Raw genomic sequence first — 13,204 nt, forward strand, 5'->3', positions numbered from 1 at the left:
TCGACACCAGCTCACCGGTCAGCCACAGGCATGTTCCCAGCCTGAATCTGCGCTCAGGACAAGGTACGGGCCTGCTACGGGCGGGTTGGTAGGAGTCTTGGGGGTGGGGCGAGGGGTGTTGAGGGGATTGGGTGCCAGGTGGCGGTGCCGGCAGGGGTGGTGAGGACTTGACCGAAGGGTTGGTCGCCGAAGTGGCAGGCGAAGGCGATTGTGTTGGGTTTGGTTAGTTCGGTCAGGAGGGTGGTGCGGGCAGCTAGGACTGCGGCGGCGTCTACGTCTGGGCGGGACGGCCAGGTCGGGTTGGTGATCTGGGCGGGGATGTGGAAGCCGTCGCCGAACGCGATCACGCGGGTGTCACCGGCTGTGATGACGTACGCGGTGTGGCCGGGGCTGTGGCCGGGGGTCAGGAGGGCGTGGACGCCGGGGAAGATCTCCTCGCCGTCGGCGATCTCGGTGTGGTCGGGGATGAGCGGTTCGATCACCGCGGAGCGGGTGGGGGCGCCTGGGATGAGTTCGCCGCGGCCGTGCGGGGCCCATTCGGAGTCTGCGATCAAGTACCGAGCTGTTGGGAAGTACTTGGCTGGTTTGTCGCCCGCGGTGAACGCCCAGCCGGTGTGGTCGACGTGCAGGTGGGTGAAGGCGACGGCCTCGATCTCGTCGGGTGAGAGGCCGGCGCTCTTCAGTACTTCGGGGAGGCTGCCGCTGTTGGCGTAGCCGATGATGCTGTCGCCGATCGGAATCGGGCCCTGGTAGTCGCCGAGGCCGACGTCGAGCAGGATCGCCCGGCCGTCGCGCTCGACCAGCAAGCCGCCGGCGGACATCGCGACCAGGCCCTGCTCGTCGAGGGCCTCTGGATGCGCCGCCCAGTACGACTCCGGGATCTCCGGGAAGAACTCCTGCGGGATCAGCCCCATCGCACCGTCGACGACGAACGTCAGCCGGACCCCGTCCTGCTCCCACACCCGTACCGCCGATTGCTCCCCCAGTGTCCCCGGCATCTGTTTCCCTCGCTCGTGGTCGGCTCTTTCGGCCGAAGTTATCAGCGGGGGTCAATGTGCTGTTGGATGATTCGGGTGCAGGCAAAAGACTCCCAGACCCCTTGCGTACTGGTCGCCCACCTCGGTTACGGGACCTCGGCAACCAAGGCTGTCGTCGCCGTTCTCCCCGACCTTCCGTTCAGCGCCGAGCTCCACGGACCGGACGGAATCTCGGTACTCCGGCCAGGTCCCGTCGAGCACGTTCCGGGGTGGACCGGTGGTCCGTACTCGCGGATCCCGCTCCCCGGAGTACTTGCCCCCGGCACCTATTCCGTGCGGGTCGTCGCCGAGGGACTGGACGTGCGGTCGGAGCCCTTCGTCGTAGCGCCGGAACGCCTGCAACGACAGACGATGTCGGACGTACTGGCCTACTTCAAGGCCATGCGCTCCAGCGGCGAAATCGACCGCAAGGACCGGGCCGCGCAGTTCTGGGACGACCCATCCGGCGCAACGGTCGATGCGCGAGGTGGATGGCTGGACGCCAGCGGGGACACCAGCAAGTTCCTGTCCCACCTCACCTACACCTCGACCATGAGCCCGCAGCAGATCCCCCTCTGCGCCTGGGCCATGCTCGCCGCCCGCGACGAACTCGCCGCCCACACCCCTTCCCTCACCCCGGTCCTCGGAGCCCGGCTGCGCGATGAGGCACTCTGGGGCGCAGACTTCCTCACCCGCTTCCGTTCCCCCACCGGCACCTTCTACACCGGCATCTTCGACGCTCTCACCAAACGCCTAGAAGAACGCTTCATCACCGCCCCGCTCCAGAACTCAGTCCGCACCACCCGCTACCAAGCCGCCTACCGCCAAGGCGCCGGCCTAGCCATAGCCGCCCTGGCCCGAGCCTCCACCACCAACACCGACGGCGACTTCCCCCGCTCCGACTACCTAGCTGCAGCCCGCGCCGCCTTCACCCACCTAGAAACCCACAACCGCGACTACCTCTTCGACCACACCGAATCAATCATCGACGACTACGCCGCCCTCCTAGCCGCCACCGAACTAGCAAGAGCAGAAGCCCTCCCCCACCCCCAGCCCCAAGCCGAGACGGTCAATCCCATCCGGCCAGACGCCGGCAACGACAGCAGTCCCCTCCGGCCAGACGCCGGGAACGACAGCAGTCCCCTCCGGCCAGAGGCCGGCGGCGGGAGCGGTCCCGTCCCGGGGGCGTCGCGGGCGGCCGCTCGCCGGCGCGCCAGCGCGCTGATCGCCCGCTACGTGCGCGGCGCGGCCGCGCCAGGTGAAGGAGCTGGCGCGCATGGCGCGCAGAACGAGGGCGCGGACGGCCCGCCCACCGTCGGGCTGGATGCGGGCGTGCATGGCGCACGAGACGCGGGTGCGGGCGCGCGTGGCGCACGGGACGCGGGTGCGGGCGCGCATGGCGCGGGCGCGGGTGCCGCGTCCGGTGGCCCCACCGTCGGGTTGGGTGCGGGCGGGCGCGGCCTGCGGGGCGGTGGACCCGGGTGGTTTCGGGGTGATGAAGGTGGGCGCCCGTTCTTTCATGCTGCGGAGCCTGGTTTGCCGATCCTTGCCTTGCTCCGGTTCGCCGAGGTTCTGCACGACGCACCTGAAGCGGCGCCTGCACGGGCGACCGCGCTGCGGGCGATGCTCGACACGCTGGACCGGACGGCGTCCGTCGCCAATCCGTTCGGGTATCCGCGGGCGCTTACGCAGCCGCTTGGCGGCGTACCTCGGGAGAGCTTCTTCTTTCCGCATGCCAATGAGACCGGGTACTGGTGGCAGGGGGAGAATGCGGCGATTGCGTCGTTGTCGGCGGCTGCCAGCAGCTGTGCGCGGCTCGACGGGGTCAGCGACGAGGATCGCGCGCGGCTGAGGCGGTTCGCGGACGATCAGCTGGCGTGGATCACCGGCAGGAATCCGTTCGACAGTTCGATGGTGCAAGGGCGGGGGCGGAACAACGCGGACTACTCGTCCGACTTTCCCAACCTGCCGGGTGGGATCGTCAACGGGGTCACCTCGGGCTGGAGCGACGAAGATGATGTCGCGTTCCTACCCGAGGACGCCCCCGAAGGCGACTCCTGGCGATGGGCCGAGCAGTGGATCCCGCACACGGGCTGGTTCCTGCTCGCCGTCGCGGCCGCCGGCTGATCCGACGGCCGTCACGCCTCAGGCGGTGAGGTGACGGCCGTCGCGGCTCAGGCGGTGAGTTGACCGTTCGCAGGGCCCTGCAGGCGGAAGCGCGCGGCTGCCGACAGCTTCGCCGCGAAGTCGTTCGGCAGCGACAGCCGGAACACCTTCGCCCACGCCGACGCGACCTGCTTCGGCAGCGGGCCGGTCGTGTACGCGAGACCGTAGTCGCGGAACAGCTGCTGCACCTTCGGCGCGATCTCCTGGTACCGGTTGCTCGGCAGATCCGGGAACAGGTGGTGCTCGATCTGGTACGAGAGGTTGCCGGTCATGATGTGCATCGCCCGCCCGCCGGAGATGTTCGCCGAGCCGAGCATCTGACGCAGGTACCACTCACCCCGCGTCTCCCCCTCGATCGACTTCTTCTCGAACGTCTGCACGCCCTCGGGGAAGTGACCGCACATGATCACCGAGTGCGCCCAGATGTTGCGCACCACGTTGGCGGTGAAGTTCGCGGCCAGCGTGTGCAGCGCCGACGGCCCGGACAGCAGCGGGTGGACGACGTAGTCCTTCGTCATCTGCCCACGGATCTTCTTGAACACCTGCTTGGTGCGCGCCTTGAAGTCCGGATTCTGCCGACGCTTCTTGGTCGCCAGGTTCTTGCCCAGCTCCAGGTCGTACGCCGCGATGCCGTACTCGAAGAACATCGCGTTGACGAAGTTCCACAGCGGCTGGGCCAGGTACGCCGGGTACCACTTCTGGTCCTCGTCGACCCGCATGATGCCGTAACCGAGGTCGTTGTCCTTGCCGACCACGTTCGTGTACGTGTGGTGCAGCTCGTTGTGCGAGTGCTTCCACTGCTCCGACGGCGACGCGTGGTCCCACTCCCACTTGGTCGAGTGGATCTTCGGGTCACGCATCCAGTCCCACTGACCGTGCATGATGTTGTGGCCGATCTCCATGTTCTCCAGGATCTTGGCCACCGACAGGCCCGCGGTACCGATCAGCCAGGCCGGCGGGAACAGCGACGCCAGCAGGACCGCCCGGCTGCCCAGCTCCAGCTTGCGCTGCACGTTGATGACCTTGCGGATGTACGCCGCGTCGGACGCGCCGCGCGCCTCGATCACCTCGGCCCGGATCTCGTCGAGCCGCCGGCCGATCTCCTCGATGTCGTCCGCCGTCAGGTGGGCGATCGGGTTGTCGGCCTTCTTCTGCAGAACAGTCATATGAGTCGTCTTCCTCAACAGTCGATGTCGCACGCGCCGGCCGCGGCCGAGATGCAGGTCTGGATCAGGACGCCGTCGCCGGGCGCGGCAGTGGTCACGTCGCCGGAGCGAAGGTCGCGCACCGAGCCGGAGCGCAGGGGCAGGACACAGGAGAAGCAGATCCCCATCCGGCAGCCGGACGGCATCAGTACGCCGTTCTGCTCGCCCGCGTCGAGGATCGGGGTGGTGCCGTCGAGCTCGATCGTGGTGCCGGTCCCGGTGAAGTGGACGGTCCCACCCTCGCCGGGCTCGGCGAGCGCAGTACGGAACCGCTCGGTGTGCAGGCCGCCCAGTTCGAGCGAAGCCCACTGCTCCTCGAGCGCATCGAGAAGACCAGCGGGCCCACAAGCCCAGGTCTCCCGCTCGGCCAGATCCGGTACTACGTCCGCAAGCGCCGCCACGTCGAGCCGGCCGTGCGTGTCGGTGTGCTGCTCGACCAACCGCAAGTGGCCGGCGTCGGCCCAGGCCCGCAACTCGTCGCCGAAGATGACGTTCTCGGGGCAGGACTCGGAATGCACGAGGACGACGTCATCGAGCCGGTCGAGGCCGGAGCGGAGCATGCCCATGACGGGCGTGATGCCGCTGCCGCCGGTGACGAAGAGAACCTTGCGAGGCGCGCGCTCGGGAAGTACGAAGTCGCCGACGGCCTGGTCGAGGTGGACCAGCTGGCCGGGACGCAGCTCCTGCGCGAGGTGGGCGCTGACGAGGCCGTCCGGGACCGACTTCGCGGTGATGGTGAGGAGGTCACTCCCCGGCGCGGAGGTCAGCGAGTAGGAGCGCCAGAGGCGGATCCCGTCGACCTCAAGGCCGATGCGGACATACTGGCCCGGCTGGTGGCCGCGCCAGGCGGCGCCGGGACGCAGTACGACGGTGACCGCGTCGGCGGTCTCGGGACGGACCTCGATGACGCGGGCGCGCAGGTCGGCGCCGGCCCGCAGCGGGCGGAACATGTCGAGATACTCGGAAGGGTCGAGCGGATGGGTTGCAGCCGCGGCGACCTTCCAGAGCCGGTCACGCAGCCGCCCCCGGAGGGTGGCCGGGGCCTCGGCGTCGGACGCATACGTGGTCATACACTCCAGCATCCTCGACGCGAGGTGTAGTTTCATGACCAGGAGCGGTGAATCTGTTCTTCGATTTTGTTCGGAGGGAACAAAGAATGGTCGACGTCGATCCGGCCCAGCAGCCGGCCCCCGCTCAGCAGCCGCCAGGTCCCGCGCAGCACCAGGCGCCGGAGCACGCCAGCCGGACGGCTCGCGGGGCCGCCGAGCTCGAGCTGGGTGAGGCGGCGGTCGAGCTGCTGCGCTCCCGCCTGCCGGACATCGCCGGGCTGACCGTGACCGCGATCATCGTCGAGGTCCCCGCCTACACCAACGCCCTGGCCGGCCCGATGGGCGCCAAGATCGAAGGCGCCGTCCAGCTGGCCCTAGGCGGGTTCCTACGCCTGGCGAGCAGTGGCGACCCCGGTACGCCGCTCGCGCCCGCGCTCGAAGGCGCCTACGTACTAGGCCGAGGCGAGGCGCGCAGTGGCCGCACCATGGACGCCCTCCTGGCCGCCTACCGCGTAGGCGCCCGAGTCTCCTGGCGCGAACTCTCCCGCACAGCCGTCGAAGCAGGCCTCCCCGCCGACACCCTCGCCAAATTCGCCGAACTCGTCTTCGCCTACATCGACGAACTCTCCGCCGCCAGCGTCTCCGGCCACACAGACGAACTGGCCACCACCGGCCGAGTCCGAGAACGCTACCTCCAAGACCTGGCCCTCGGTCTCCTGCACGGCGACTCCCCCGAACAACTCACCGCCCGAGCCGACCGAGCCGACTGGGAACCACCCCGCACCCTGACGGCGGTGATCCTCCCCAGCGCCCAGGTCCGCAGCATGCTGGGTGCCCTGGACCCCCGCACTCTGCGCCCCGAAGTCGACCTCACCGAGCTGGCCGAACAGAGCCCCCTCGGCCAGCCGGATCGCTCTGGCCGGGCCGGGCAGCCCGGCCGCCCTGACGAGCTCGGCGAGCCCAGCGATGCCGACGCCGCGGAGCTGGCGGTGCTGCTCGTTCCCGATGCCGACGGGTCCTCTCGGCTGGTCCTGCTCCGCAACCTCCGCGGCTACCAAGCCTGGGTCGGCCCACCCCAACCTTGGGCAGCCGTCCGTACGTCGTACCTGCGAGCACTCCGAGCGCGGCAACTACAACTGACCGCCGAACCCGATGCCCCGGTCGACACCGAGCGGCATCTGACCACCTTCGTGGTCACCTCCGACCCCGCAGCTCTCGAAGACCTTCGTCGCCAAGTGCTCGCACCCTTCGCGGAGCTCCGGCCGGCCACCGCCGAGCGGCTCACCGAGACTCTCCGCGAGTGGCTGCTGCATCTGGGCCGCCGCGACGAGGTCGCCGCGGCCCTCCACATCCACCCGCAAACCGTCCGCTACCGCATGGGCCAGATCCGCGACCTCTACGGCCCCCGCCTGGACGACCCCCAAGTCGTCCTGGACCTCACGATCGCATTGGCAACGCCGCCCCACTCTGCCAACGATTGAGCAATCTGGGTGGCGGTTGGCTCCGTGGATTCGGGGTTGGCGCATGGTGAGGGACTGTGGATCGCGTCGCCGGGCTGCGAAAGTGTCCTAGTCGAGGCACTGGGCGTCAAGAGCGCTTCGCGCCCCTGCGGGGTCGAACAAGTTCGACTCTTGACACCCAGCACCGCGACCAGGGAAAGACGCAGCTATCCCGGAGCCGCTGACAAGACCGGCCACAATGGAACGACCAGCCCCCAACGCCCGGCCGACCCGTCATCCGGCCCGCGACGAGCACGGCCGGCCCCGACGAGTGGGCGGCATCGGGGTTTCGGCCCTGTTTGCCCTGCCAGTGGCAGGTTTTCGTACCGGTGGCCTGAAGCATCACGCCAGCGACAGCCAAACCTGCCAGCCAACCCCCGAAAGCAGTGGCCTGAGGCACTTTGTGCACCACCTGGGCATTTCTCGGCGACGAATCTGCTCACGTCGTGCACAAAGTCGCCCCGATCGGGGGTTGGGGAGGATTCTCCAGCGACCGGGGAGGAAAATAACCCCGATCAGGGCCAAAACCCGCCCCAACCCCGACCCGACCAGCCTTGTCAGCAGCACCCCGCGACACGAGCCGCCTTACCGGGGTGCCCCATCGGCTCAGACCCCTCCGCGGGATCCCGATAGCTGCGAACCACAATCCCTCACGGCACAGCACCCGCCAACCACAGCACCCTTGCTAGCTCAAGGACAGCCCCGCCTCCAGGGCGGCGATGAGTTGCGGGCGCAACTCCTCCGGGGTGATGACGGCGTCTACCGAGCCGACGGCTACGGCGCGGTGGATGCTGTGGACTCGGTCGAATTCGGCAGCCACCTCGCCGAGCTTCTCGGCGCGGACCGTCGAGCGGACATCGGCCAGCTCGTTGGTCAGCGCGGCGCGCTCGGCACCCTCCGACTCGGCAAGGCGAGCCGACACCTCGGTCACCCGCGGGTCGGCCGACGTGCGGTTGTTCACCTCACCGGAGAAGACGACAGCAGCCGCCGGCGCCCCACCGATCACCGAGGCGAACGACCCCTCGACGGCCAGCACCGTCATCCGCGGATTCAGCGTCTTCGAGAAGACCACGAACGCCCCACCGTGATACCGGGAGACGACGCAGAACACGATCGGCCCCTGGAAGTTCACGATCGCGCGACCGATCTCGGCGCCGTACTCCAGCTGCAGGTTCCGCATCGACTCCGGCGACCCGTCGAACCCGGACAGGTTCGCCAGCACCACCAGCGGACGGTTGCCACTGGCAACATTGATCGCCCGCGCCGCTTTCTTCGACGACCGCGGGAACAGCGTGCCGCCGTTGTACGTGTCCGGCCCATCGGTGGGCGGGAACCCCCGCCGCGGCACCGGCTTCGACTCGATCCCGAGCAGACACACCGACACGCCACCAAGCCGGGTGTCGACGACGACGGCGGTCTCCGCGTCGGCCATACCCGCCCAGCGCTCCAGCATCGGGTGGTCCTGGTCCGACACCGCCCGCATCAACGTGCGGATGTCGAACGCCTTCTTCCGATCCGGGTTCGTCGCGTCGGAGAAGATCTCCCCCACCGTGCTGAACCCGCCATCGGCCGGATCATGCGGGAACACCGTCACATCACGGTCGTGCGGGTCAGAGCTGGCAGCGCGACGCGGCCCGCTCTCCCCCGGTACGACGTACGTGTGGTCGTAATGCGCCATCAGGATGTCCCGCGCCCCGGCCAGATCGGGCGCCCAGTACTGCGCCTGCCCGTTCGGCCCCATCACCCGGTCGTACCCGCCGATGCCGAAGTTGTCCTCCGCCGAAACACCACCGGCGAAGTCCAGCGTCTGCTTGCCGGTCAGCACCATCGCGCTGTCCGGCGTCATCACCAGGATGCCCTTGGTGTGCATCAGCATCGTCGCTTCGGCGTTCCAGTACGGCTGCGCGCCGACGTTGATACCCGCGACCACCACATTGATCTCGCCGCCGGCCTGGGTGAACTCGACGATCCGCTTCAGCGCCTTCGCGACCCAGTCCATGTTCTCGGTGCCGGAGTCCATCGAGATCCGCGCACCCGCCGACACCGCGAACCACTCGACCGGTACGCCGAGCTTCTCTGCCAGGTCGAGCGCCCCGATGATCCGCGCGCACTCCGCCTCGGCGACGGCCCCGAGCGCCTTGGTCGGGTCGCCACTCAAGACGACCCGCGTGACGCCTTCGGAGTGCCGGCGGGTCGGCGTACTGACCACACCGACGATCAGGCCGGCCTTGTTGAGCCCGCGCGGCCGCTGAACCGGTACCAGCGCACCCGAGTCGTCGAGGTCGTGCTCGACGAAGGTGCCACCCGCGCCGACGACCATGCCGGCGACCTCGTACGGGTAGACCGTGTTGCGCCGACGTGCCCGCTGGACCTTCTGCGCGTAACCGTCCAACGGCTTCAACGGCTCGGTCGCGGGCCGCTCGACAGCCGTCACGACACCAGCGCCCGGCTGGTAATAGAACCGGCCGACAACCGGGAAAGGCTGCCCGTTCGACCCGATCACGCGACCGGTGACGACGACCTCTTCGATCCCCGCGCCCGACGTCAGCGGCGCGATGTTGCGCTGCAAAGCAGTGAGCTCGGCGACCTGACCGTCGATGACCGGCCAGACCGTCACCCAGACGTGGTTCATCTCCAGACGGGCTCCGGCCGCGCCGCGCGCGGTACGGGCGCGGCGGATGCCTTCGAGGCAGTTCGCGATCGCTCGCTCGACGTGCGGGAGCGAGGTGACCTTGCCGTTCTCGTCGCGTACGACGGCGAACTGGCGCACCTGAGCCAGCGCGACCAGCCGCTCGTCGGCTTCGTTGTCACGGGCAACACAGTGGTAGAGCAGGACGTCCTCGGGCGCTTCCAGCCGGGTGATCCGGAAGTCGCGCAGCCGCCACAGGTTGAGCCGGCGGCCGACCATCGGGTGCACGCCGCGGACGTTGTCGTCCTCGACGATTCCTTCCGAGGACGGGCGGTAGGTGAAGTACCAGACCTCGCGCCCGCCACCCGGTGCAACCGCGATGGCGACCCGGCGGACCTGCTGGGTGAACGGCAGGCCGGCGACGATCTCGCACAGCCGGTCGGAAGCCTCCTGCTGGTTCTCCGGGGTGTCGGGCCAGGACAGGTACAGGTCGGCGACCGCCTCGTGCCCGGCCGGGCGTACGGCGATCTCGGCGGTCAGGTCGTGGACCAGGCCGCTCTCGACATCGGCCAGCTCGGCGACCGTACCGACCGTGCTGACCAGGTGCGTCGGCCGCTCGTCCAGCGTGTAGTCGGCCGTCGTGAAGGCGCGGCCGTTGACGCTCGCGTTGCGCAGATCGTGCAGCTCGTGCTCGAGGTAGTGCCGGCGGACCAGCACCTCCAGCATCGGTTCGTTGCCATTGGCACCGTTCGTCAGCCGCTTGGCGAGGAACATGACGATCTGCTCGGGGATCGTCGCCAACGCCTCGATCCGCTCGGCGTAGTCGGACGCCGCCGGGTCGAGAGCCAGCGCGGCCAGCTCGTCACCGACGACCGACAAGACCTCGGCGCGAGCCTGGTCGACCAGCGGCTGATCGAACCAGCGGAACCGCACGCTGCGCGCGAGGTCACCGATCACCGGGAAGCGCAGCTGGGTCGCGAGCACCAGGTGGTCGAGGACCGCGTTCGCCTCGGTGTCCAGCGGCGACGCGGGCAGCGGGCCGGCCAGCCACTGCTGCAAGAGCGCGGTCACCAGCAGTACGTCGGGAGACGTGCGCTGCTGCGCCAGGAAGATCCGGAAGACCGCGTCGGTCAGTTCCTCAGTGCGGTCCAGGTCCTTGACGCCGTACCAGCACAGCACCCGGGCAAGCCGGTCGACGAACTCGGCCGGCAGCCCGGCCCGCTCGGTGTCCAGCGTCTGCAGGTAGGTGTGGAAGTGCTCCTTCGGGCTGTGCACCCGGAGCTCGGTGTTCAGGTCCTCGCCGACCGGCCGGTTGCGGCTCAATTCAGCGAAGTCCGCGAACAGCCGCAGTACGCCGATCTCGTCCGCCACCGGTGCCTCGGCCAGCTCGGCGCGAGCCTCCAGGTACTCCGCGAGCGTCCTGCCCTCGTCGCGCGGGTCGATGTCGAATCCGAGCAGCATGCTGCGCAGATCGTCCAACCTCCGCGTCGCCCGCTCGGCTGCCGTCGGCCGCGTCTGCGGTTCGGGCAACTCGAGATCGGCGCCGGCCGCGTCCTCGACCTTTGCGTCGGCGTCCCCGACGAGTTCGAGGCGGACCAGCGGCGTACCGGTCTCGACCTGGCTGCCCGCCGAGACCGGCAGCTCGCGCACGATCGCCTTGAACGGCGCGTAGAGCACCGTCTCCATCTTCATGCTCTCCAGCACCAGCACCGGAGCGCCCGCCTCGACCTCCGCGCCGGCCGCGACCGGAGTCGCCACCACGAGCGCCGGAGCGGGAGCGCGCATGACGCCACCCTCATCGCGGCTGACCCGGTGCGTGACCCCGTCGACCTCGACCAGGTGCACAGGCCCATGCGTCGCGGTGACCAGCCGGAACCGGCGACCGGCGACGACGATGCGCGCGTCGTACGCGTCCAGCCGCTCGATCTCGACGTCGAGGTACTGCAGGTCACCGTTGGAGCCGACGCCCGCGCGATACCGATGCGGGCCGATCCGGGCCACAGACACCTGGTACGCCGCTCCGCGCAGCTTCAGCGCGATGGCCCGACCGACCTCGTGCTGCACCTGAGGCCGACCGCCGCGCGCCGTCTCCAGCAACCGCTGCCGCTCGACCCGCTCGGCTTCCTCGTACGCCTCGATCGCGGCCGCGATGAGCGCGACCCCGGAGTGCCGGCTCGAGACCAGTCGTCCCTCACCACGAACCCGGTCGATCCAGCCCGTGTCGGCGCTGCCGTCGATCACCTCGGGCTGGTCGAGCAGATCGAGAACGAAGCTCTTGTTGGTCGCGCCACCCTCCAGCACGACCGTGGTGTCGCCGACCGCACGCCGCAACCGCCCGAGCGCCTCGTCCCGCGTCCGCCCGAAGGCGATGATCTTGGCGATCATCGAGTCGAAGTCGGCCGGGATCTCGTCGCCCTCGCTGACGCCGGTGTCGACCCGGATACCCGGGCCGGACGGCAGCCGCAGCCGGGCGATCCGCCCGGGCGACGGCGCGAAGTCGCGATCCGGGTCCTCGGCGTTCAGCCGGGCCTCGACGGCGTGCCCGTGCTCAGCCGGCTGCGGGCCCTCCAGCTTGTTGCCCGACGCAACGTGGATCTGCGCCTTCACCAGGTCGACCTCGGTGGTCAGCTCGGTGATCGGGTGCTCGACCTGGAGCCGGGTGTTGACCTCCAGGAAGGCGAAAAGCTTGTCGGCGGGCTGGTACAGGAACTCGACCGTGCCCGCGCCCTTGTAGCCGACGGCAAGCGCCAGCCGCTCGGCCGACTGCTTGAGCTCGAGGTTCTGCTCCGGCGTCATCACCGGCGACGCGGACTCCTCGATCACCTTCTGGTTGCGCCGCTGCACCGAGCAGTCCCGCACACCGAGAGCCCAGGCAGTCCCCTGCCCATCGGCGATGACCTGTACTTCGACATGCCGCGCCCCCGTCACGAGGCTCTCCAGGAACACGACCCCGCTGCCGAACGCCCGCAGCGCCTCGTCGCTGGTGCGCTGGTACGCCTCGCGCATCTCCTCGTCGTCGCGGATCATCCGGATGCCCCGGCCGCCACCGCCGGCGGTTGCCTTCAGCATCACCGGGTAGCCGACCTCGTTCGCCGACGCGATCGCCGCGTCGAGCGACTCGACCGCACCCCGGCTCCACGGCGCGACCGGTACGCCGACCTCCTCGGCGATCAGCTTGGAGCCGATCTTGTCGCCGAGCTTGCGCATCGCCTCGGCGCTCGGCCCGATGAAGGTCACCCCGATCCGCTCGCACAGGTCCGCGAACGCCGGGTCCTCGGCGACGAAGCCCCAGCCGACCCAGGCGGCGTCAGCGCCCGACTCGACCAGCGCGCGCTCGAGCTTGGCGTGGTCCAGGTACGGCCGGTCGGCCGCCGGACCGAGCGGGTAGGTGAGATCTGCCTCGCGCACGAAGGTCGCCGTACGCTCGGCGTCGGTGTACAACGCCACCGTCTCGATCAGGCTTCCGGTCTCGGCGTTGAGCTCGCGGACCGCGTTGATCAGCCGCATGGCGGCTTCTCCCCGGTTGACGATGGCGATACGGCTGAACACCGGGCAGTACTCCTGTCGTCGGGAAACCTGTCAGTGCACACATTCCCAGGCTTCAACCCCTACCGTCGAGTCGGGGTGCGAACTCATGGAA

General features: G+C 69.3%; 6 protein-coding genes. 2 read left to right on the forward strand and 4 right to left on the reverse strand.

The features are described 5' to 3' along the window. Positions 1-74 precede the first annotated feature (74 nt). Positions 75-998 carry an MBL fold metallo-hydrolase gene (locus ABD768_RS29275; protein ID WP_344846003.1) on the reverse strand — a complete coding sequence of 308 codons (924 nt, stop codon included), beginning with the start codon at positions 996-998 and terminating at the stop codon, positions 75-77. A gap of 75 nt (positions 999-1,073) precedes the next feature. Between ABD768_RS29275 and ABD768_RS29280 the strand changes: the two genes are divergently transcribed. Further along, entirely contained in the window at positions 1,074-3,143 is a 2,070-nt protein-coding gene (locus ABD768_RS29280; protein WP_344846006.1) for a glycoside hydrolase family 9 protein, read from the forward strand. 47 nt (positions 3,144-3,190) lie between these two features. Here the strand turns inward: ABD768_RS29280 and ABD768_RS29285 are convergent, their stop codons facing one another. Together ABD768_RS29285 and ABD768_RS29290 are read right to left on the reverse strand one after the other, a co-directional pair. After that, positions 3,191-4,348: a fatty acid desaturase family protein gene (locus ABD768_RS29285; protein WP_343965552.1), complete on the reverse strand. Its 1,158-nt coding sequence runs from the start codon at positions 4,346-4,348 to the stop codon at positions 3,191-3,193. Between the two features lie 14 nt (positions 4,349-4,362). Further along, complete coding sequence (locus ABD768_RS29290) at positions 4,363-5,457, reverse strand: ferredoxin reductase (RefSeq protein ID WP_344846010.1); 1,095 nt, start codon at positions 5,455-5,457, stop codon at positions 4,363-4,365. An 86-nt stretch (positions 5,458-5,543) separates the two neighbouring features. Between ABD768_RS29290 and ABD768_RS29295 the strand changes: the two genes are divergently transcribed. Further along, complete coding sequence (locus ABD768_RS29295) at positions 5,544-6,917, forward strand: PucR family transcriptional regulator (protein WP_344846013.1); 1,374 nt, start codon at positions 5,544-5,546, stop codon at positions 6,915-6,917. A 703-nt stretch (positions 6,918-7,620) separates the two neighbouring features. On the opposite strand, the gene ABD768_RS29300 is transcribed toward ABD768_RS29295, so the two are convergent. Beyond that, a complete protein-coding gene (locus tag ABD768_RS29300; protein WP_343965558.1) occupies positions 7,621-13,113 on the reverse strand; it encodes an ATP-binding protein in 5,493 nt (1,830 codons plus the stop codon). Positions 13,114-13,204 lie beyond the last annotated feature (91 nt).

The sequence above is a fragment of the Kribbella ginsengisoli genome (genome assembly GCF_039537185.1).
GTDB lineage: Bacteria > Actinomycetota > Actinomycetes > Propionibacteriales > Kribbellaceae > Kribbella > Kribbella koreensis.

Coding starts and splice junctions, on each gene's coding strand:
- ABD768_RS29275 (WP_344846003.1), bottom strand. CDS start 998: ATGCCGGGGACACTGGGGGAGCAATCGGCGGTACGGGTGTGGGAGCAG.
- ABD768_RS29285 (WP_343965552.1), bottom strand. CDS start 4,348: ATGACTGTTCTGCAGAAGAAGGCCGACAACCCGATCGCCCACCTGACG.
- ABD768_RS29290 (WP_344846010.1), bottom strand. CDS start 5,457: ATGACCACGTATGCGTCCGACGCCGAGGCCCCGGCCACCCTCCGGGGG.
- ABD768_RS29295 (WP_344846013.1), top strand. CDS start 5,544: ATGGTCGACGTCGATCCGGCCCAGCAGCCGGCCCCCGCTCAGCAGCCG.